Below are 23,391 nucleotides of genomic sequence, written 5' to 3'. Positions count from 1 at the left end.
TATTTTTATGTCTTTGCGATGAATAATAATACTATCTAATAAATTAAACCAAATTTCTTTAGCTTTTTAATTGATTTTAAGGCATTTATAATGTTAATTTCTTTTATACTTTCGTTTTTTGAAATTGATTTTTGAACTGATTTTAGATTAAACAATTCTAGATTATCAAATATTTTAGTTTGTTCACCTAAACCGAAAATTTTAGCCCAGTCGTTTTTTGATATTAATTTTAACCTGTCATAAATTGCTTTAATATCAACAACCTCTACTTCTATTTCATTAGATAAAGATTTTACATCATCTATATTAATCTTATTTTCTTCAATATATAAAATACACCTATTACTAATATTAATATCTCTACTATTTAGATTTTTTGATCTTTTTATTTTATTTGCAATCTCCCATAAATCAGTGGATGCATCTTTTAATTCATCAATATTCATAGAAAATTTTGACATCCCATCCCAAAACTTATTACCAAAACTTAGTATTTTGGTAATATTCATTAAATTATTTTCAGATTTATTATCAATCTCCTCAGTTTCAACTTCTCTTGATAGAACTACTTCTTTTGTAACAAAACAATCAGAATAGTTTTCGATATTAATTTTATAGTTCTCTTCTTTTAATAGTTTCCAACTAGAGTCTCTTTTTGCATATTCTGAAATCAAAGAGTTATTTGAAGATTTAACCAACTGATTGTATACAAAAACAATCAATTTTTGTAATTCATTAATAATTCTGATATCAACGCGCTGTTCCTCGTAAATTTTCCATAAATCAATTCTATTATCGGTTAGATAATAAAAATACGAAAGTGTATATGCTACTGTGAATGATTTTAAGTTAGTATCACCAATTGCGTCAATATTCTTTCTTCCAAATAGTTTATCGACAGCTTTAAAAAGGATGGCATTTGCTATTAACTTTTTATAAAAATTTTCACCAGGCAGTTTGTTTTTTTTAACTAATTCATTTATTTTTTTAGTGTAATGAATAAAATTTTTCTGAGCACCTTGAGAAACAAAATGTGGCTCTAGCTCCCATATATTAATAAATTTTGCGACATCTGACTTAATAAACTTTTGATTTGTTGGATTTTGCTCCTTGAATTTTCTTTGCTGAACTAGTGTAGTCAATTTATTTAAGGATTCTTTATACTGACCATTTACACGCTCAAAATACCAAAGAGTAGATAAATTTCGATTCTCTGGATTTACAACGTATTTCTTTCTTGATATTGATTCAATTTGAACAAAAAACGGGTTATTAGAAGACAAATCTAATTCTGATACTTTATTTTGGCTATTTGCGTAACGAGCAATGTTTGGAACCTCAATGTTTTTCTGTTCTACATCCTTAATAACCGTTAATTTCATCTGCACAAACACATTACTCAAATCAGCGTCTTTGAATTTTTTTTGAGTGTGGAATAGTGATGCCGTAGTTTGACCACCATTAACAATTTGAAAATCTAATAGTTTTGTTAAATACAATTGATTGTCACTAATTATCGTTTCTACATTTTCTGCTGTTGCTGTAATTCCATTATTATATGGTAAAAACATTTGAGGTTTTTCCCTTATGGTATCTCTAATACCTTTGTTAAACTTACCCGTTTGTCCTAAAAATGCTCTAACATTACTTTCAAGTAATTCGTTTGAGTACTCTTTATAAAGTTTTGAGAGAACTTCACCAGGTAATATCGCTAAATAACATTCATAAAGTTCGTTCAAATTTGGCATTTTCAAACATTGAATACCATGACTACTATTTGAAATTAAGGTTTTAAAATCAATTTCTATAGGTTCTCTATTACTTGATGACTCACTTAGCTTATAAAACCGCGGAACATCCCATACATGAACGAAAACATCTAAATCGTCGAAACCTTTAATGACTACCTTTTCCAAATCATGGTTTGAATTACCATTGATTAAGAAAAATATATTTATTCTATCAAAATTTGCTTTTTGTTTGATAATAATTTTTAAAAGTTGATTCAATTCTGCTTGCGCTGGGTCAACATAATCGATATGACCTTTAAGTGCTGCATTTAAAAACTTTTTAATTTGATTTATACTTTTATTAAAATCATCTTTTGTTATATTATAATCATAGGTTGTTTGATTAAAATTTGTAATGAATAAGTCAAGCGTTTCAAAATAAACTTTGTTAGAATCATCTTTAAACTCATCTTTCAAACAATATCCATTTATTTTCCAATCAACCCGTCCTTGTGAATCTGGGTTGATATAAGATAAAACTCTTGCTCCTTCTGATTTGCCAATACTATCTAATATCTCGATGCAATGTTCCGTGAATTTATCTTCAAAGCTGGCACCTTCACCATCTGAATAGACTAACGCTGCAACATCTGATTGAATTGCTTCAATATAATTTTTTAATCCTCTCTCCATTATTTTATTAATTCAAGAATTGATTCATTGTTTATTATAAATTGTTCAACAGCAGATAATTCAATATTGTATTTTGTATCAAATAACCCAATTGGTAAATGAGAAGCTACTAGTTTTGGAAAGGCAGATGTGACTTCATAAAAATTTCTTTTTCTGAAAGCATATTGTCTATTATAATTCTCAAAATCTTCATCAAAATAGCCTACCAACAAAAGCCTTTCGTTGAAAAATTTTAAAGCATTCTGATTATAATTAATTTTAGCCCTAATTTGTTCAACTATAGAATTTAAAGAAAACCCTTTGTCTTTTATTTCTTCCACAACATATAAAACCAAATATAATTTGGTTAAGTTTTCGCTATCTAACTGCCTCTCACTTGATATTTTAATTTTCGGAACTTTAGATGAAGTCAACTTAACTTCAACACCAAATGAACCAAATAAAAAATCTTTATCTTCATAATCCGGTCCAGTCCAACTTTCAAGTAACTTATCAATTGAATACTCTTCGTCTAACAAGGAATTAAAAAGTAGTAATTCGCCAATTAACCCCTTTTGCCTTTCAATTGTTAGACCTTGAAAATTTATTTTATCGAAAAGCTTTTTCCATTTTAAAACAACATTAGAAGTTTCAACTAATGCTTCATTTTCAGTCACACATTTTGAAATATCTTCAATAATATTTTCAATAAATAAGCTAAAAATATCTTTAAGCTGATTGTCTAACAAATAAATGTGTAATTCTTTAGTTTCAGTAAAATCATAAACTTCAATAAATAACCCTTTGAATTTAAAATTTTTAAACTCGGGGTATTTTGCATTTAAAGAAGTCTCAAATATGAATAAATGATTACCTGTTATATGATTTGTAGCTGCAAAACATTTGAATGGCTTTACATCCTCAATTTGAGTTTTTATAATTATTTCATCAGTAGGAACATGACTTTCCCATATAGATTTGATACTAACCATAATTATTCGTTTTCTAAATTATCATCATCCTCCATTGGTTCCTTGTCAAGTTCATCATAAATTGTAGCCGAATAGGAAACTTGAACTTCATCCTCTATTCTTGGAAAATGTAAGCTGTAACCGATAATTGGAATTTCATTTCCAACATTGGTTGTTCCTCTAGCATCTAAAGCATAAATTAGAAGTAATCCTTTACCTTCTCTTGCTCTTCGTTCTTTTATACTTCCGCTTCCTCCTTCTAAGAGGTCAACTTGACGATCTACAATATCATCAATTTGGTTTTTTGTGATTTTATATAAATCAGATTGTTCAGTTTGATTTCTCACACTGCATACTAATTCTATAGTTTTACCATTGGCAGCAAGGTTGTATTTTTGAGGTTCATACTCCCGTCTGTTTTCTGGTTTTCTAACAACACCTTCATCATATAACAATACTTTATCACTCGTATTTGAAACAATACAAACATTCCATTCCTTGATATTATTTTTGGTTTGTTGAAGTTTAATGTAGTCCGAGATAACCTGATTATTAATAGATGGGATATTGATTTTATAATTTTCAATAAAATCAGTTAAAACATCTAAATCAACATTTCTATATAACAAATACCTTGTTTTATTTCTTTTCGTTTTAATATTTAAATAGCTTGGAAATCCTAGTCTTTCAAATAATGTTTTTAGGATATTAAAATTATTAAGGATTGATTTTTCATCCTTAAATAATAAATAGGTTTGAGGATTTGAACCAGAAAAAGACATCGTTATATCTTGAGCCCAAAAAAGTTTTGCGACGCTTGTAATAGCTAATAAACCATGATGATTACGTACTTTTAACCTAAAATCTTTTGGTTTTAAATTTCTGGTTGTCATTTCATCAAAGTCATATCTCATTTCTTCAGTTGCCATAGTAATATGATTAAACCACTCGTAAATTTGTGCTGTTGTATATAATCTACACAAATCAACATAACCAGGTCTGTAACCAAACCATCTACCCATTTGCATTAATGAATCATACATTCTGGTAGTTCTCAAATAATAACTTATTGACAAACCCTCCAATGTTATACCTCTAGCCAATCTGCCACCACCAACAGCTATTACAGACAAACCATCTTCATATCTAGAATAGTCAATTTCATCAATATTCTTATATTCCAAATTTGTAGTTGAACGAGTACCATGCACAGCTCTAATATCTATTTTAGAAGCTGCCTTTTTTAGTTCAGACTTAACCTTTTCCCAATCATGTAACTCAATTCTACTATCTGTATAATCAATATTTTCAAGTACATTTTCAGTTGTAGGCATGAAATCATTAATATATAGTTCTTCTAATTCTTTTAAAAATTTAGAATCAGTACCACTAATATAGTTTTTAAAATCTTTCATTCTTTCATTAACCAAAAGAGCAACTCTATCAATCCATTTTACATATAATGCAACATGAATTAACATTGAATTATGCTTTTTTTCGTGTCCTCTTAATCTTCTAATAGCACAAGTAAGAATAAAAGATTTCAATGCAGTTTCAAGACTTTCAGGTAGGTACTCCGGTAAATCGTCTTTGTTATTTTTATTTATTGTTTTAAAAAATGGTGGATCATAATCATCAATAACTCTGAATACATCAAGCGGTTCATGGCTTTCCCCAGTTATAGGGTTTTCTAAACCAAATATTTTTGCAGCACCAATATAATTTTTTGGAGCAACAATATTTATTATAAAATCTTTTGGAAATAAATCTTGACCAATAAAGTATTTTTTACCTTTTACATCTGTAGTTAGCTCATCGTTAAAATCTTGAGGAATAAATAAATTAGCATAAGGTGTTGCAGTATAACCTATAAAAGTATTCTGGTCGAATACATTTAATAGAGTTCGTATTAATTTATTAATTGTTTTAATTTCATTAATGTCTTTTGTTGCATTAACAGACGCTGCATCTGCTTCATCGTCTATTATTAATGCTGGTACATCAAATAATTTAGGTTGACCATCAATCATTTTAATATTAGAATCTTTAGAAAACCAATCAATTAAATTTTCAAGGATACTTTTGTTTTTCTTAATTACAAATACAACTGGATTTTTACCAATTGGGATGTTTAGTCTATTGGCAATTCCTTGATTAAAATCTCCTTCATCCCCGGTTCTATAAAATGAAGATGTTAAGGAATAAATATCGGTATCAACTTTATATTTACCAACACCAATTATTTTATTTTCACCATAATTGTTAATGTATGCTGAGCTACTTTTACCTATATAACCTTCATCAATCCTTTCTTGAGTTTGTCTTCTCAACGAACTAATTGTACCTGCTATTACTATGATTACTTTATATCCAGCATCCGTAGCTTTATTAATTAAACCTACATAATTAGAGGTTTTACCAGATTGAACATGCCCAACAACCATTCCTCTTCTGTCCCATGAACCTTGCTCTTTTGGATTAACGCATTTATCCAAAATTTTATCTGTAAAATCATCTAAATCATTAATTGGAAAAGAAGGATCTTTTTCATACATATATGATTCATATCTATTCCATAATTCCCAATTTATTTCTGCTTTTTTAGAATATAGCCATGGTGTTAAATCATCTGACATTAATGTGATTGAACCTTTACCAATACTAAAGTCAGCCACCAAAATTTCAAATAATTCTCTTTTATCAATTACTTGATTAATTGAAGCCATTGTGGTTTCAACTCTGTCTATTACACTTAAAATGATTTCATCTGTTATATCACCGTTTTCTTTAGCATGAGATAAAAGAGTATGCGCTATTAGTCTAGCTGAGTTTTTTATATCGCTCATTTTAAATAGTCGTTAATTAGTGGAAATAAATTAAATGGTGTAGCATTCATTATTTGTTGTTTGGCTAAATTAGCTGGAACACCTTGAGCAATATAGATATTAAATAATTCTACAGCCAACTTAATTAAATCGTCACTTGGTGTTTCCGGAATGCTCTCTAACTCATGAAAAGAAGGATTCTCATTTTGATTGTATAAAATTAACTCTAACGGAATATTTTCTTCAATAAGTTTTAAAGCTTTTTGAAATAACTTATTCTCTTTGTCAGATTCTAGTAAACGCTTTATAATTGGATGGCTTTTATTTATTTTATACTTTTTTATACCTTCTCTATTCGTTTCATCTTTCCATAAGCTTTCTACAGATTGACCGGCGAATTCAGAAGACATCGTTTTTTGACCTCTCCAATTATATATTTTAGCAGATTTCATTACTGCTATTTTAGCTATTCTTGCTAATTCTTTTCTAATCTCAATTGGAGGTGTTGCAGTAGATTTTTTTATATCAAGATTCCAATCAAAATCATTTGCATTTGGGAAATTAATAGCAATCCTAGCTAACTTTGAGTACTCTCGCTTCTTTTCAATCCCTAACCAATCTCCCGAAACAAGTAATCTGTCACCTCTGTAAATATAAAATCCTTGTTGTTGGTACCAACCTAATGGTCCACCAGATTTTTCATAATCTTCATTACTGATTTTTGACATGTGAGGCAATATGAAATAGGTGACTTCCACATTCTTATGTAAGACCTCTAATTGTCCCATTTCCGGTTTAGGATTAAGATTTAACAAGAAAGGATTCCATGCTTCAATCTCATAAGTATTTGAAAAAAGTTTAATTTTTTTACTTTCAATAAACCTATGAAAAACAAGGCTTAAATGCTCATTAACCGTTGCCATTTCCTGATAAAAAGCATTTTTAACTGCTTCATTTTCTTCTTTAGCATCACCAACAATTCTGTCTAACAGTTCCCATATAATTAAAGTACCGCTCTTTAAATTGTCAATTTTTTCTAGATATGATTCGTCTGATATATAATTTAAAAGTGTCCATTCTTCTTCACTATTGATAAAATCAATATCCCAACAACGTTTAATAGTTGCAAACCCTTCCTTTTTTGTGGCAACTGTAAGTCTTTTGCATTGTGAAAACGAAGCTGTTTTTAAACCCATTCCAAATCTTCCTAAATCTTTTTCGTCTCTCAAATCTTCGGGGTCTTTACTTCCTGGTGTCATTGCAACAATCAATTCTTCTAAATTCATCCCTTTTCCATTATCCAAGATTGAAATAACAGAGTCCTTTCCTTTCCAAATAAAATCAATTTCAATAGTATCAGCGTTAGCAGAAATACTATTATCAATAATATCCGCTATTGCAGTTGAAAGATTATAACCAAAACTACGATATGAGTTTATTGTTGATTTTGGATTTGGTTTAGCATTTTCTGCTTTGTATTGTTGCATCAAATTATCATCATTAATTTAAGAACAGTTTCTAATAGTGTTTAAAAGTTAATTACACATTAAAGCTGTGATATTACATATTCTTTATCAATATCTGGGAATCCTATTCGATTATAATATCTAATAAAATTTGTAATCATTGATTGTGCAAATGGTGTATCTAATTTTGTAAATCTGAAAGATTTTTCAAGCTCTTCATAATTTACCATTATTTTTTCTTGAAAATCAATTAATGAATTGCCAATAAAAGGAGTCTTTGGTAAATAAAAATATCTTTCCGAATAATTATTAGACAGTAATCTTTTTAATTTTTCTAAATTCTCAGGTTTTTTGTTCCCAATGTAATCAAGATAAATTTGATTACTCTCAATTGTTTTCACTTCAGCTAATAGTACTCTTTCAGCTTTTCTACCCTGACTAACTTCTTTTTTAAATCTCTCTACATAATCACAATCAGGAGTTAATAATATATAAACCTTCCCGTTAAAATTAATTAAATCACCGGCCTCAAACTCTTTTACCTTTTCAACTGGATATATGTAAAATTCCATAGGAAGCACATCATGATTTTGCCTTTCATCACCTACCAATTCCTTTATATTATCTTTTGATAAAGAAGCAGATAACCTTCTTAAAATTAAATAAGCTAAAGATTTTTCTTCTTCATCAATTTTAAATTTATCTCTTTCATTGTGAATAGTATCCCAAAAATATTTTTTAAATTCTTCTTCAATGAGAATATGAACTTTATCTTTCAAACTAACAATATTTGAGTTGATTAATCTCTCTATTTCATTTTTCAAATTTTCAACCCCGTCTTTTTTATCTGTAACCCCAACTACATGCGATTTTAAATCTTCAATTTTATGCGAAACAGCTGTATGAAATATAATGGGTATAAAAGTTCTTTCTTGTATATCTTTTAATATACTCAATCCTTCTTGTTTCGCTTCATCAGAGGCTTTTCCCTTGCATAAATCTAATACTACCAAATCAAAAACTTCTTCCTTAATTTTTTCTAATCCGCTTTCAAATGAATTCTCAGAGAACGCCTCTAATGTATAATCACCTATTTTTGTACCATTAAAAAGCTCAGCTAATTCTTCACCTATTTTTTCATCATCTACAAATAATATTCTTAAATTCATTTATATTCTATGTTTAAAAGTTATTTTAAAATTTGCTCCATCGAGTGGGCCATTATTTAATAAATAAAAATCACCATTATATTCAGAAACTAATTCTCCAACTATCGTCAAACCGAGACCAATCCCATCAGGTTTTGTGCTAAAATAAGGGTCAAAAACAGATAGCTCAGTTCCATCTTTTATTCCTGGGCCGTTATCACTAAAAATTATAGAAAGCGAATCTAAATCTCTTTCTACATTGACAAAAATCTTTCTTTCATGATTTACTGACTCCAGCCAATAAATTGAATTTTGAATCAAATTCATTAAAATTATACCTAATTCAGCTTCATCAATGGTAACGATATTTTTAGAGCTTGGTAATTCATAATCAATATTAAGTTTCTCCAAATCTCTATGAGCGAGAGAAAATTGATTATAAATAATTTCTTCAACAATTATTTGTTTTGGTCTTCCTCTTTTTCTTCCACCAAAAGGTTCTATTCGTTTGAATAATTGCGCAAAATCCTCTCTGATTTTTATTATTTTATCTGCATTTGATTCAATACTGTCAAAATTAATCGTTGAATTTTTAAGTTGGCGTTTAATAAGGTTTGCTTGAATATCAATTTTTCCTAAATAATTTCCACCATCATGAAGTATTACATCTATTAACTGTCCTAAAGTTGTAAGTCTCCTATACCTAGATATTATTTCTTGAACTTTTTTTACACCTTCATTAATTTCAATTTCTTTTTGTTGAATTAATTCTAGGACCTCCTTATTTTCAGGCAATTTTTCATTTAAATAAACCAAAACTTCTTTTAAAGAGAATCTATCAAAAAGACTTTCTTTACCCTTAATAACATCGTCATTTTCTCTAGGTCTCTCACTATATCTCCTAATTTCAACCTCATTTAAAATTAAAATAATAAATTCTTTCAGGTCAACAAATGATTGACTATCAACAATACCTTCTCTATTACTTTGATCTTTTAATTCTGGATTAGTATCGAGCCCAATAGAAACATATCCAACAATTTGATTATTACTTAATCTCATTGTCGGATTATTAACTCTTCTAATATTTAAGTTTAACCAATCATTATTTTTATTTCCATATGGTATAACCCTAAAATTATCTCTATAAATACTAATTCCTGCTAAATCATCTAGATCCCCTTTGACGTTCTTTACTGTTGACTCAATATCATTTGCTAAACTTTTTATAGAATCACTATCTCTGTTCCATACTTTAAATTCAAACTGAAATGGACCAGAAATAGGAAGTCTATTAGGATTTCTTAAACTAAACTCTTCAATTGACAAGCTTAATGGAATTGTTTCATTATTTTTTTTACTGAAGTAAACTATTTCAGGTATTCCTTCATCAGAAATGGAACCTTTTATATAATAATCAGGTCTATTTAGAGTCTCTGGTCTTTCAATCAAACCACTTAAGTCTTCTAAACCATCAGGTAATCTCAATTCTATCAAAAAGTCCTCTGTTGGTGATATTGGGCTTAATAATCTTGATAATGAAACTCTTAATTCTCTAATTTGATGTTCATCCCAAGAATTGCTTAACTCGCTTAATTCGAGAATAGTTCCATTAGTTGAAATAGTTTCTGGCTCTCTGACAAACCACTTAGTTTTAATCTCTTCTAAATATTTTTCTTCATCTGAGAAATCATCCCAATTAAAATTTACAACTATCTCATTGTCGTCTTTCTTTCTTGTGTAAATATCTAATTTACTAGCTAGTTTTGCTGAGGCAAACCTTCCAATCCCCTTCTCACCGGTAAACCTTCTTTGCTTATTTTCATTTTCAGATTTTTTCTTAAAATTAGTAGCCGGCTCCATCCATACATTTTCAATTATGTTTAGATCCATGCCGTCTCCTTCATCAAGGATAATTAGTTTAGATAATTCCTTCTTGATAACTCTTTTTTCTTTTTTCCCTTCGACAATTCTATCAACTTCTCCTTGAAATTCGACCACAACAATGGGACTGTTAGCATCATAACTATTCTTTACTAATTCAATTATAGCAACTACATTGTTGCTAATTAAATCTTCACCTATAGTTTTTATTAATCTTGCTTTAGGCCTTAATGATGATTCTCCATTTTGAATTGGTGTTTTACTCATTTTCTTTATTTTAATAACCAATTATTAATATCCCTTTTAATGGTAGAGTTAATCTACCTGACGCTTGTAATGTATCAAAAAAGGTTATAACGCTTTGAAAATCTTTATTTGTTCTATATGTATTTCTGACAGCAATAACTAAAAAATCTACCTCGTGCATCATACAAGCCTGAAATAAATCTTTTAGAAATTGATAGTTTGTTACTGCTCTGCCTGCTTCAACTTCAATAACTGTTTTTAGGTCTTCATTATAGGCATCCGCATCAAAATATTTTTCAAGCTTTCCATTCATTCCAAAAAGAACAGGTACCTTAATTTTGTCAATTGCTTTTTTTGAAACTTCAACTTGATAATTTAATTCTAAAAGATTTAATGAGACTTTTTCTAAGACTTCATTACTATTTAAAGTAAAATCATCCGAAGAAATTAAACTTTGATTTAAACCAAAAATATCAACTACATCTTTCAAATGAGTTGGTATTTCTTTTCTTTTAGGATAATACTGCCAATTAATCATAGAATCATCTCTTTTATTTTATTAGCAATACCCTCTGCCATTAAAGGCGGAACTGCATTTCCAATTTGTTTGAACGCAGCTGTTCTCCCACCTTCGAAAAAGAAATCATCAGGAAATGATTGTACTCTTGCAGCTTCTCTAACAGATATTGAACGAACTTGTTTTAAAGATGGATAAATGTAATAATGACCGTCTGCACATATATGAGCTACCACTGTATGACAAACTCCTTTTGGGTCAACAACCTGAAATCTGTTTAGGAAAGCGGTCTCATTTTTATGTGTTTTTAATTCATCCGGTAAATTAGCATAACTTAATCTCTTTCCTTTATTAATCCATAAATCAATTGCTATCTTATAAATCTCTAAATCTCTTTCATTATTAAATCTTGAAACGTGTTGTGTTGTAAAATCTATCCCATTTCTAATTTTAGAAAGATTTAAATAGTCATTTATTGGTTTAGTATATTTTGCAGGAGCTTTTTCTTCACCTGGTTTTAATTTTGGTAAATCATAAAATAAGTCTTTCATGATTTCTGCTTGTATTGGAAATTTGTCGAATGTTGGATATTCTAATTTCATATTTTTTTTCCAACCAATCAGAATTACTCTTCTTCGATTTTGAAGTACCCCAAAATCTTTTGAAGTCAACGTTTTATGTTCCACTTTATAACCAGCCTTATCAATTGCATATTTGATTTTCTCTAAAAACTCACCGTTTTTAGCTGACAATATTCCTGGAACATTTTCAAAAACAAACATTTTAGGTTTGTATTTTTTCAGGAATTGAACATAGTGAAGGTATAAATGGTTTCTTGGATCATCAGCCATCCCTTTAGGGTCTCTTGCTCTTCCAACAATAGAATATGCTTGGCAAGGTGGTCCGCCAATTATTAAGTCAACATTTTTGCTTTGCTTATGATTATCAATTTTACTAAAAATATCTTTAATAGTTTTATCTGATATTTCAGTATTTATAACTGTATCTAAAACTTCATTTGGAACACTGTCCCAAAGTGTTTTTTGGTCAATTTTTTGCTTTAAATATTCTAAGTAAATATTTTCTTGATTATTATCTTTTAAGTGGTAATAAGCCATTCTTGTTTTTATTGTATTACAAGCATGACTATTCATTTCAACATGAGCTATTGGATTAAATCCGGCTCTTTTAAAACCTTCGGATAAACCACCTGCTCCGGCAAACAAATCAATATAATTCATTGTGTTTTTTTCAGTTGTTGTTTTGATGTTTAATATAATTTTTTGATTAAATAAGTTTGTCTACAAAATCTATATCGAAATTAAGATACCATCCAAACTTAACTAGGTAATCAATTGAAATTGCGAACTTTCCGTTTTCAATTTTAGAAATGGTAGTTCTGCTTATTTGCATAATTTCTGCCAACTGCTCTTGACTGTACCCTCTTTTTTCTCGAATTCCTCGTATGGTTTCACCCATCCTTAAGCGGTAATCATGGAGGTGATTTTCCATTGTACTATCTACTACTTGAGATTTAACATTACTCATTTATTATGCTTCTGTAATTTGCCTTGTTATTATTTCAATCGCTTCTTCTTTACTAACTGTATTACCAAACTCCCGCAACGACTCTTCATCTTTGTAAACCCCATTTCGGTCATTCCAACTAAGCCATTCTATTAGTTCTAATCTGGACCATGAAGTTAATTCCGTTTCCAATGCATCACCTCTCAATTCCATCAATTTATAATATGGATGCTTTAGCTTTTCTTCGTCACTTATGTATATACTCATGATAATTGAATTTTATTTGGGCAATCTTTACATTATTTACTCTGGATTAACAAATAAGGTTCCTAAGTGTTCCTTACCATTATTATCAACAACAGTAAGCCAAACATTAGTTTCTACCCCATGAACACCATTAGAAAGATTAACTTCTATTTTTTGTTCACTTACTTTTGTCACTCTTCCTTCCACTTGCGAATAATCGGATTTATTGATTGTTACTTTATGTCCCATTAAGTCATTAGTATCAACTTCTACCTCTTCTAAATCACTAAGACGCACAGTATTGATTGGCGGAAAAGAAAGTCCCGTATTTAACGCCTGAATATCTGCTTTAGGTCTTTCGCCATCTTCAATCACCTCTAAAACCACATATAATTGGTTTGGATTTTCGTCTGGTAATGGTGTATGGAATTTTACAACATTTCCTTTTTTAATTGACTTCATAATTAATCATTTTTAAGTAGACTATTTCTTATATTCAAAAACAAATATAATAAAAACAATTTAATATAGTGCAATATATTGAACAAATTGTAAACAATTTTTTAACCGATATTAACAATCCAAAATAGGGTAAGATGGGTAAGCATTTTTTGACTGAAAGAAAATAAATTTTAGGTATTTTAAAACATTTGGACTTACCCGCTAAAAACAAAGCAAATTGAAACTAACGTTGTGTCAATATGCTTTGTTTTGTTCTAATGTATCCTGATTTTTATTTTTAGAAAAAAATGAAAAAAGTTTCGATGTTTTTTGGTTACCCAAGTTACCCCATCTTGTTTACTATAATTTTCTCTTTAAAATACAGTGACAAAAATCATTACCCCAATTACCGGTATTTATATCTTTATCCTGAACGATTAAATTCAATATGCTATTGAAATCAATTTCTAAATCATGCTTTTCAATTTTATCAGAGAAGAATTTGAAAAAATTATTAAAGCAATTTTCAGTAATTGAAGTATCTAAGCCAACATTGAACCTTGAAAATATAGCACCCGGATAATAGTAAATGTTTGATAAGCCATATTCAAATTTAGGTGCATTAAATATTTTTTTTAAATTAGAATACTGCTCTTTTTTTACTTCATATATTTTTAAATCTAAAGAAACAATCATACATAAATAATTTACAAAATATTTTCTTTCTTTTTCATCTGCAAAACCACTAAACGTTTCATTTATTCCAACATAAATCTTTCCTTCATAATCTGAATTATAAGGTTTATTTTGAAAATCATTTAAGTATTTTTCAAGTAATATAAAGAATCCATCAATTGACATAGTTTCCATAAATAAATATTGATTAGTAAATATAGATAATAAATTAAAATGCCTAAATAACTTTATTGTTATTATCCACTTCCTCATACGTCTTTTCGAGCATTGCATATACATAGATACCTTCCTTTTTCAATCGGATGAAGTTGTGTTTTTTTAATGCTTTCCCTAGTTTGTTAATGGTACTGTCGTTTAGATTTAGCTTTGTTCTTTCTGCCAGTTTTGCCGCTATTTGTGAAGCATTTAGAAAAGCTGTTGCCACTTCTCTTTCACAAGGTTCAAACCAGGTTAACAACAATTCTTCTTCGGGGCTGTGTAATTGGTATTGTTCGTTATTGGCGGTGATGGATTTGATTTCTTCTTGGTCGAACCAGAACCGGAAGCCGCTTTTGAATAAGCTCATTGCTTGGGCGTAGACTAAATTTATATCTACTTCGTGTTGGTACTGAATGTGCTCGACTTCAAAGCAAAGGAATCTTCGGCTCCCTGTACTGTCGTTTAAGAACTGGGCTGTGTTGACACTTCCGGCGAAGGATGCGCGTCTTGGCATGGTTTCGTTGTTTTGTCCGTAGGCTTTCCGCATTCGGATTTGTGTCTTGGTGATGATTTCTTTTAAGCTGCCAATCTCGGAACGGTTTAGGTTTTCTAATTCGTCCAAGTTGATTAACATACATTCTGAAAGCTGTACCAACGTGTCTTTGTTGTTTGGGTTTATGGTTCCGGAAAATAAATGTTCTTTTAAAGGTTTCGGAATTAGTTTTTCAACCCAAGTGGTTTTCCCTAATCCCTGTTTGCCGCTGAACACAATTACGGTGTGATTGATTACTTTATCATCTAAAACACAACCTAGCATAGCGACCAACCACTTTTTAAAACACTGCTGCCAAAGTTCTTGTTTGGTTGTGGAAATGGTGTCGGCTAATTGTGTGATGTAGTCTTCTTTTTCGTCATACTTTGGTAGATTTTCAAAGTAATCTTCGAAAGGATTGTAGAGCGGACAAAAATCAGAATACAAAAGGTTTCGTAATGAGGAAAGGTTTGTTTTCAACCTTCCTTTTAAACACTCACGCAGCATTGAGTTTTCGATAAAATCGTTCATCACATTCCATTTCTTTTTACTGAAATACTGAAACTCTAATTTGCCCGAAACGATGTTGTGCCGAAAGACATATTTATTTGACAGGAACAACTCTAAACGGTCTATTTGTGTTGGTTTAGGTTTGTCTTCGTCGTCTTCGTCTAGACTTTCTTCAATTGAATAATTACTATTCTCCTTAGTTTTTTTAGTGGTATTCTTTTTATCGGAATTACCAAATTCGTGAATATTTCCATAAGCGCTGTTTACTGTTTGTGTTACTTCTTTTTCGTCATAGCCAAAATCATTTAAAATATATCCCAAAGCTTCCTGAAGCGAAACTCCTTTTCGGTTTAGGTTGCACGCTAACTGATGTACAAATACGTTGCGGCTACCATTCACATATTGCACTTTTTTTTCGGTGAATTTTATGCAGTGAGCGTAAACAGCTTCGCTGTTTTCAGTCGCAGTCGCAGTCTCAGTTTTCAGTTTTGGCGGTTCTACCGCTAAAGGCATCAAGACTTCGTTGGATGTGACAAATGTTGAAGCTTCGGGATTGTGATAGAGTTTTTCATCCCAGGAATAAAAGCAAAGTCTGGTTATGTCTTTACCGGATTTGTCGATTTGGAGGTTTAGTAGTTTTTCATAATGATCCTGGACTGATAGGAATGTTTCTTTGTGTTCAGCTTTGGTGGTTTTTACGTTGACCAGAATCTTTAATCCGTTGCCGGAGGGACTGATAAAACTGGCAAAAGTGAATTCGCATTGGTTGGCTAAATGACTGGTTTTTGTTAGTTGTACCGGGTTTAGTTTATCGATGTCTAAAATGATGGTGTTGGAATATTCAGCTAAGAATTCCATTTTTCTACCGCCCACAAATTTGCCTGAAGGTGTAAATGCCGGAAGTGATTTCTTTGCTTTTTCGTAGGCTTCGAGTTTCTTTTCGGACAACGATTTTCGGAGGTACACTATGGCGTGTTTGTACTTTCCTGTTTTAATCTCTTCCAAAATTATCGGTATTGATTTGTGTTCTACTACTTCGTTGAAGTTTTTGAATATTGTTACCATAATTGAGTTCTGGATTATGAGTTATAAGTTATGAGTGATTTGAGTTTTGTGCTGCCGACCTTTGGTTTGCAGTCACATACTTCACAGGTTCCGTTGCACTCTTCCATACTATCTTCCTTTGAAAGATTTGTTGTAATGCTCGTTGAGGAGTTTTTCTACATCGGAAAGTTTGTAATAGATTTTGTTTCCGACTTGGCTGAAGGAAATTTTGCCTTCGTCTCTCCAGGTTTGTGCGGTGCGTTTTGAGATTTTCATGTGTAACAGAAACTCTTGATTGTCAAGGAAGGTTTCTTTTTTAGCATCTGCCTTGATGCTGATTTGACTTTGGATGGTGTCCAATTTTGTCATTAGTTCGTTGAACTGGTCTTTGCTGATGATAATTGCGTCCATTTTTTAAAAAAATTAAAAGTTATGGTGCAAATGGAAGAAATAGAAAAAAGTCCGATAGGTTCGATTTTGTCTTATCGGACTAAATAGTTTGTTAGCTATTGTGAATGAAGAAAAGTAAAAAGTAACTTGTTTTATTTCATCGGACTAAAACTTGACTGTTGTGTCTGTGTTTGGGTCTTTGTCGGTGCGATTGGGTGAAAGATAGGTTTGGATAGTAGCGTTTGAAAGTGGTTGTCCGTTTTCATCTGTGAAATTATCGCAAATAAACTGAGCCACATCTTTGATTTTATATTGGATGTAAGGTGTTCCGTTTGGCTTTACATTGACCATCATTTGTTTGAAAGCATGGGTAATGATATTAATCGGACCGTTGATTTGAAGTTTTAAACCTGTTTTTGCTGCTGCGTTTGATTTGTTGTATTCTTCTTCTTGTTCTCTTACTAATTGGGTCTTCAGTATTTTATCTTCTTGAATTCCACGAAGCAAGGTTTTACATTGCTTTTTGAAATCAGCTAGTTTGGTATTGGTAAATAAAATATCCGCTTCTCTATATTGACAAATTTCATCGGTTAGATAGATTACTTTTTCGGAATAGCAACTTAAACTATTGACGTGGTTTTTGACTTCGTAGAAAGAGAAATGTCGATCCTCGCTTTCGGCATTGATAAAACGTTTCGGGGTTTTGTTAAGCGGTTCTGATACGCTCAAAGATTTCAATTCGATTCGTTTTTGTTCAATCAGATTGAAGAGTTTGTTATATCGACTGAGTGCTGTCTTGGAAGCAAACAAGATTTCATTGTTGGCCAGCAAGTTTTCAAACTTGTTTAGCCATTTGTTTTTCCCACTGACAAGATTGACTTGGTAGTTTATGAAGCCGGAAAACTTGGAAGGATTAAGCTCGAAAACTTTGTTGATTAAAGCTTTGCAGTAACTGTCTAAGTTGACTTCTTCATCAATAATGATGTCGAAAATACTTTTATCCGGTTTGGAACTAATAACCGAATGCAGCTCTGAAAACGGAGCAGTTTGTGTTGTAGTTAGGTTGGAATTCAAGGGTTAGTTAGAGTTAGGGTTTGATTAATAAATAAAAAAAGATATTTGGTTGTGTTGGTGTGTATTCATACTAATGGCTTTCGACTCCCTCTCTCATATTCATCAATTAAAATGCTCTAAAATTTCTCCACTCTGTTCTTTCTAAAATAGTTATAAAAAAAAATCCTCGGTTAAAGGATTTCAGTATAATTTGTTAACACTTGCATAAGTATATACTTACTAAAGCACTAGATAGCAAATAACGTAAAATTTGAGGATTTATTATGTTAAGTGTTAATTTTTTTAATAAAAAAAATCATCAGCCGCTAAATGTGATTCTTGACTGATGATTTTCGTGTATTTCGTATAATCCGAAAAATTATCTGTTTTGCAACACTTCTAACAATCGGAAGTTTAAATAGAGTTTTTCTTTTCCAACTGTTTCGCTTTTTAAAAATCCAGCAGTTTCCAATTCTTTCAAATAAACGCCTACCGTTTTGATGGTTCCAATACCTGCGGCTTCTAATTGGCTTCTTTTGGTGTATGGCAAACGAAATAGTATTTCTACTAAGTCTTTGGAATATATTTTTGGGAGCTTGTTTTGAATGTCTTTGCTCATTTCGTTCATTAGTTCTTCAATGGCTGCTATTTGGTTTCTGCCTTTTAAAGCGGTTTTCTCCACCATATCTAACATGTAAAGAATCCAATCTTCCCAATTGCTGTCTTCTGTTACTTTGCGTAGATTGGTGTAATACTGGTCTTTATTTTGAATGATATAGTCACTCAAATACAAAGCTGGTAGACTTAACAATTCGGTCATTTTTAAATACAGTAACAAAATGATTCTTCCGGTTCTACCGTTACCATCAAAAAATGGGTGAATCGCCTCAAACTGGTAATGTATAATTGCCATTTTAACCAAAGGATCAATATGGTCTTCGGCATGAATGAAATCTTCTAAATTTTTTAATTTCTCACGGATAACATTTTCCCCTTCCGGTGGTGTGTAAATTACTTTGCCTGAAGCTGGGTTTTTTAATTGTGTTCCAGGTGCGTTTCTGATTCCGGATTGATTTTCTTTAATGATTTGCATCAGATGAATGAACAGATTGGTGGTCAATACCGGACGCGCTTCAATTTGTTGCACACCAAACCACAAAGCATCTTTGTAATGCATCACTTCTTTGGTAGCGTGGTTTTCATATTTCTTTTCGGCAACCGAAGCTTTGAACAATTCATCTTGCGTAGTGATGATGTTTTCAATAGCGGAACTGGCTTGCGCTTCTTGTAAATTGATAGTGTCAATAAAAAGCGTTGGGTTTGGAAGGTTGGTAATGGCACCTTTCAACTCCGATAACGCTCTACTGGCAGTAATTAGCTTTCTTAGAATTACCTTAGTTTCTAAATCGGCTTTTGGTGGTAGCAAAGGCAATTCGTTGTATGGAACTTCCGGGTTATATTGTTTATCGGTACTCATAGTGTCGTTTTTGAACGAGGGTAACATTTACCTCTGTATTGTTTTCGAGGGTAAAAATAGTAAAAATTTACCTTCGTTACAATTTCGAGGGTAAAAATTACCTTCGTTCGTTTTTTATCATTTATTAGTAGATATAATTATCAACCGCTTTGTCTAATTCTTCGCTGATGATTTTTGCGTATATCTGGGTGGTGCTGATGTCTGTGTGGTCCATTAGTTTAGAAACGTGTTCTATTCGCATTCCGTTATTCAAAGCATTAGTAGCAAAACTGTGGCGGCTTAAATGGAATGAAAGTGGGAATGCTAGTTTTAAAACTTTTCCCATTCGGTTCAATTGGAAATTAGCGGAGTGATTTTCCTTTGAGGAAACGACAAAACGTGCTTCTTCGTTTTTGTTGTATATTTTCTTGTCGGTGATAATCGGGAAAATATAATCATCTGGCTGCGCATCGGCTTTGCTGTATTTGTTTAAAATATCTATTGCCACTTTGCCAATCTTAAACTGGTGCAATCTTCCTGTTTTGCGAATTACTTTTTTAATCCTTTGCTCTTCTTGATTGTAGTTGCTGTATTGGAGTTCGATAACATCACTAAATCGCAATCCTCCGGCATAGATGGAGAAAAGGAATAGGTCGCGCCATAAATCTGCTTTCTTGCCTTCTTTAAGCTCTAATTTCGTTAAGGCTTCGATTTGGTCTTTGTTGAGAAAAACGCGCTTCTGTGAGTCTTTTTTGAGTGTCAGTTTATTGAATGGGTACATGTACTCCGGGATAATATCTTCCTTCATTGCTTCTTTAAACATTATAGCCAAGATCATAATCGAATAACGTTGTGTGGTTGCTCCGTTTTTCAAAACATTACCCATGTGTGCCATGTAGTCTTTCAAAACTGAAACCGTCATATCATCAAAGTAAACATCTTTAGTCCCTATATAAGTTTCAAATTTCTTGGTGTAAATCTTATAGTTTTTGTAGGTGCCAAACGAAACGCTGCCTTTGATTTTCTCACAACGAGAATAGGCATATTCAAAAAAGTTTGGCACTTCTTTTCCCTTGATGGCTTCTTTTAGTTTATTGATGGAAACGGTTTTTATTTTGCGCTCCATGTCGGCAATCTGACCTTCAGCATCAGCAATCTTTTGTGATAACGAGGCATTCATCCTAGCACTGTTTGGATGGTTCTTTTTTACTTTCTGCTTTGCTCCATCCCATTCGTTCTCTTTGAGTTTGACTCCGGCACTGATAAATTTCGTTCTTCTGTCTTTTATAAGTCGGATGTACAAAGGGCTGTGCCCGGATTGGTCTGCTTGTGTAGTTCTTAAAATTAGTCTAATCGATGCCATAGTTTTTAAAAATTTGAAAAGTTATACTATATTTGTAAAGCGATGCAAACAAGTGAAAGCCTTGTAAATATTGGCATTTCAATCGGGTGCAACGTGATACTAAGGTACAACATTAGGTACAACAAAACAAGGTTTTTCTTGCTTTTTATTGCGTTATTTTGAGCTTGTTATTTTTACAAAATCAATAAATACGGCACTTTAAGTGCATTTGAGAACTGGCAGAAATAAAATGAGGATAACAGCCGTTTGCAGCAATGGCTAGTTTGGGTTTGTTATGGAAAGTTCTCGGCTAAGGGAAATTTTTCTAAATTTGAATGTTCCGCTAATGAATGACACCACTGTCTGCATACGGCGGAACGTTACCAGTAATACTTCACCAAATCTCTTGAAAATAGAACTAAATGGAAAGAAAAAAAAATAAGACACTTTGGTTATTACTCACTACACTTCTTTTAGTATTTATTTATTTCATCCCAAAAGAAATTGCGTATTCAAAATATAAGTCTCTTAATTGGCTCGAATTTGTATTAATTGCTGGTGTACTCCCCCTTTTTTATTTACAAAATAATCAAAAGTATAGATCAAAATTTTAGTCCAATTAAAATACTTGGATTATCTATTTCATCAATATTAATTGTAGGACCAACATTTGGATTTTTTCAAGAATATCGAAAAGATAAGGAATTAAAGAAACATGGGAAAGAAACTGTATGTATAGTTGTTGACAAAAAGAAATCAAAAAATGTTTGGCTCATAAACTGTAAATATGAAGTGAATAATAGCGAATTGATTACTTATTATCATACAGACGAGGAAAATAAATATAAAGTTGGAGATACGCTTAAACTAGTTTATAACAAAGAATTTCCAACAATGTATAAAATCGATTTTTAGAAAAAAGTACTACTGCTAACCGCCGTTTACAGCAATGTTATAAAACATAAACAAAGATGAATACGTATAAGTTAGACAAATACGAAATTGAAAACATTGAAGATTGTATTCCTTCAATAGAGAATATGTACAAGTTCAAATTTGAAGATGGAGAAACTGAAAGCGTGAAAAATTTCGATGAATTCTGCAACTTAATTATATCGAAAATAGAGTTAGAAAATGTTGAAAGTTGTACTTCACAGCAAGCATTTTATAAATTGCGAAATTCACTAGTTGAAGAGAAAGTCGCTGTAAAAGATGAAATAAAGCTTGAAAATAAACTTGAAGATTTGTTTCCAAGAAAAAACAGAATTGAACTTGTAAAAAAAGTCGAGAAGAATATTGGCTTTAAATTAAATATATTGACTCCGCCAGCTTATGTATTTTATACTTTAGTTTTACTTTCAGCAGTTTCATTTATATTGCTTTTTATAAAATTTAAATATGGAATTTTGGGAGGAGCAATTTCTATATTTGGTTTCTATTCGTGTGCTTGGTTTGGAAAAGAATTAAAAATTAAAACTTTAAAAGACTTAGTTGAAAAAATTACTTCAGAAAATTATTTAGAAATCAGGACGCAAAAAAATACTGTAAATAAATCCGAATTGAAAAAAGTAATTACGGATTGGTTTGCCGAAAATGCTTGCATTGAAAAAGAGAAATTGAGAACAGCAACTTTTGTATAATAAAAACTCAGCAGCTAACAGTCGTTTCCTTCAGCAGTCGCTACGCTCGTGTGCGAGTTTTCATTGAGTATTGCTGCTCAAGAATAAAATATTGATTTCTAATAAATTAATTACTACATTAGTTTTACTTTTACTCTTGTCAAACCAAAACCAATACTATGAAAGTTATTTCTACCCTTGCTGCTTTTTCGCTTTTGTTACTACTAACCGCTTGTCCTGATGATACGGATACTATTGAAACCGTAAAAATTGGACAGCAAACTTGGATGAAGAAAAACTTAGCTGTAGAAAAATATAGAAATGGTGATGCTATTCCACAAGTGACTGACCCTAACCAATGGCTTACTTTAACTACAGGTGCTTGGTGTTATTATAATAATGATGCCAACAACGATAAGGTATATGGTAAACTTTATAACTGGTATGCTGTAAATGACCCAAGAGGATTGGCACCAGAGGGTTGGCATGTTCCCTCAAAAGAAGAATGGACTACTTTAGCAGATTATTTAGGAGGAGCTCCAGTGGCAGGAGCCGCTTTAAAAGAAACAGGAACTACGCATTGGTTAGCACCTAATGCAGGGGCTACTAATAGTACTGGTTTTACAGGAGTCCCTGGCGGGTATCGCAATGACACCTTTGCTAATTTAGGTTTCTATAGTTTTTATTGGAGTACTACTCCAAATGCAGACAATCCTCAACGTTGTTGGAACACTGCTTTATTCTCTCAAACCACCTATTTAGGTAGTGGGACTAATGATAAGATGTTGGGCATTTCCGTTCGTTGTGTTAAGGATTAATATTTTTTGATTAGTAACTGTATAAAGCTTATCTTTCCTACTATTATATCTATACCCATC

The 23,391-nt window shown here is 31.3% G+C and carries 19 protein-coding genes; 2 read left to right on the top strand and 17 right to left on the bottom strand.

Translation table 11 applies throughout. The annotated features are described in order from the left end of the window. Window positions 1–35 precede the first annotated feature (35 nt). The 17 genes from OLM53_RS00775 to OLM53_RS00695 form a co-directional block, all read right to left on the bottom strand. Window positions 36–2,423: an AIPR family protein gene (locus OLM53_RS00775; protein ID WP_264521148.1), complete on the bottom strand. Its 2,388-nt coding sequence runs from the start codon at window positions 2,421–2,423 to the stop codon at window positions 36–38. Beyond that, entirely contained in the window at window positions 2,423–3,394 is a 972-nt protein-coding gene (locus OLM53_RS00770; RefSeq protein ID WP_264521147.1) for a PD-(D/E)XK motif protein, read from the bottom strand. Before OLM53_RS00770 ends, OLM53_RS00775 begins: the two co-directional genes overlap by 1 nt. A gap of 2 nt (window positions 3,395–3,396) precedes the next feature. Next, window positions 3,397–6,219 carry a Z1 domain-containing protein gene (locus tag OLM53_RS00765; protein WP_264521146.1) on the bottom strand — a complete coding sequence of 941 codons (2,823 nt, stop codon included), beginning with the start codon at window positions 6,217–6,219 and terminating at the stop codon, window positions 3,397–3,399. Beyond that, a complete protein-coding gene (locus tag OLM53_RS00760; protein WP_264521145.1) occupies window positions 6,216–7,685 on the bottom strand; it encodes an ATP-binding protein in 1,470 nt (489 codons plus the stop codon). The genes OLM53_RS00765 and OLM53_RS00760 overlap by 4 nt, the downstream gene beginning before the upstream one ends. 59 nt (window positions 7,686–7,744) lie before the next feature. Further along, window positions 7,745–8,833 (bottom strand): hypothetical protein, encoded by a 1,089-nt coding sequence (locus tag OLM53_RS00755; RefSeq protein ID WP_264521144.1) that lies wholly within the window; start codon window positions 8,831–8,833, stop codon window positions 7,745–7,747. After that, complete coding sequence (locus OLM53_RS00750) at window positions 8,834–10,963, bottom strand: sensor histidine kinase (RefSeq protein WP_264521143.1); 2,130 nt, start codon at window positions 10,961–10,963, stop codon at window positions 8,834–8,836. It lies immediately after the preceding gene. A gap of 10 nt (window positions 10,964–10,973) precedes the next feature. Beyond that, window positions 10,974–11,480 carry a hypothetical protein gene (locus OLM53_RS00745; protein WP_264521142.1) on the bottom strand — a complete coding sequence of 169 codons (507 nt, stop codon included), beginning with the start codon at window positions 11,478–11,480 and terminating at the stop codon, window positions 10,974–10,976. After that, window positions 11,477–12,700, bottom strand: coding sequence for a DNA cytosine methyltransferase (locus OLM53_RS00740; protein WP_264521141.1), 1,224 nt, complete (start codon window positions 12,698–12,700; stop codon window positions 11,477–11,479). Before OLM53_RS00740 ends, OLM53_RS00745 begins: the two co-directional genes overlap by 4 nt. A 46-nt stretch (window positions 12,701–12,746) precedes the next feature. Further along, window positions 12,747–12,971 (bottom strand): helix-turn-helix domain-containing protein, encoded by a 225-nt coding sequence (locus OLM53_RS00735; RefSeq protein ID WP_264521140.1) that lies wholly within the window; start codon window positions 12,969–12,971, stop codon window positions 12,747–12,749. A 39-nt stretch (window positions 12,972–13,010) separates the two neighbouring features. Then, window positions 13,011–13,253 (bottom strand): hypothetical protein, encoded by a 243-nt coding sequence (locus tag OLM53_RS00730; RefSeq protein ID WP_264521139.1) that lies wholly within the window; start codon window positions 13,251–13,253, stop codon window positions 13,011–13,013. Between the two features lie 36 nt (window positions 13,254–13,289). Then, the gene (locus OLM53_RS00725; protein ID WP_264521138.1) at window positions 13,290–13,694 is read right to left on the bottom strand and encodes a hypothetical protein; all 405 of its coding nucleotides are present in this window, start codon (window positions 13,692–13,694) and stop codon (window positions 13,290–13,292) included. A gap of 339 nt (window positions 13,695–14,033) precedes the next feature. Continuing rightward, a complete protein-coding gene (locus tag OLM53_RS00720) occupies window positions 14,034–14,543 on the bottom strand; it encodes a hypothetical protein (protein ID WP_264521137.1) in 510 nt (169 codons plus the stop codon). Between the two features lie 43 nt (window positions 14,544–14,586). Further along, window positions 14,587–16,674, bottom strand: a complete 2,088-nt coding sequence (locus OLM53_RS00715) for a VapE domain-containing protein (protein ID WP_264521136.1) — start codon at window positions 16,672–16,674, stop codon at window positions 14,587–14,589. A gap of 108 nt (window positions 16,675–16,782) precedes the next feature. After that, window positions 16,783–17,064, bottom strand: coding sequence for a helix-turn-helix domain-containing protein (locus tag OLM53_RS00710; RefSeq protein WP_264521135.1), 282 nt, complete (start codon window positions 17,062–17,064; stop codon window positions 16,783–16,785). Between the two features lie 144 nt (window positions 17,065–17,208). After that, window positions 17,209–18,117, bottom strand: a complete 909-nt coding sequence (locus tag OLM53_RS00705) for a hypothetical protein (protein ID WP_264521134.1) — start codon at window positions 18,115–18,117, stop codon at window positions 17,209–17,211. A gap of 358 nt (window positions 18,118–18,475) precedes the next feature. After that, window positions 18,476–19,573: a Fic family protein gene (locus OLM53_RS00700; RefSeq protein ID WP_264521133.1), complete on the bottom strand. Its 1,098-nt coding sequence runs from the start codon at window positions 19,571–19,573 to the stop codon at window positions 18,476–18,478. Window positions 19,574–19,697: 124 nt separating this feature from the next. Then, window positions 19,698–20,915 (bottom strand): site-specific integrase, encoded by a 1,218-nt coding sequence (locus OLM53_RS00695; RefSeq protein ID WP_264521132.1) that lies wholly within the window; start codon window positions 20,913–20,915, stop codon window positions 19,698–19,700. A gap of 1,019 nt (window positions 20,916–21,934) precedes the next feature. Here OLM53_RS00695 and OLM53_RS00690 point away from each other — a divergent pair. Together OLM53_RS00690 and OLM53_RS00685 are read left to right on the top strand one after the other, a co-directional pair. Continuing rightward, entirely contained in the window at window positions 21,935–22,534 is a 600-nt protein-coding gene (locus tag OLM53_RS00690) for a hypothetical protein (RefSeq protein WP_264521131.1), read from the top strand. 158 nt (window positions 22,535–22,692) lie between these two features. After that, complete coding sequence (locus OLM53_RS00685) at window positions 22,693–23,331, top strand: fibrobacter succinogenes major paralogous domain-containing protein (RefSeq protein ID WP_264521130.1); 639 nt, start codon at window positions 22,693–22,695, stop codon at window positions 23,329–23,331. The last annotated feature ends 60 nt before the right edge of the window (window positions 23,332–23,391 follow it).

Source organism: Flavobacterium sp. N1994, from assembly GCF_025947145.1.
Taxonomy (GTDB): Bacteria; Bacteroidota; Bacteroidia; order Flavobacteriales; family Flavobacteriaceae; genus Flavobacterium.
The sequence above is the reverse complement of the archived record's forward strand: the minus strand, read 5'-3'. Positions and strand labels throughout refer to the sequence as shown.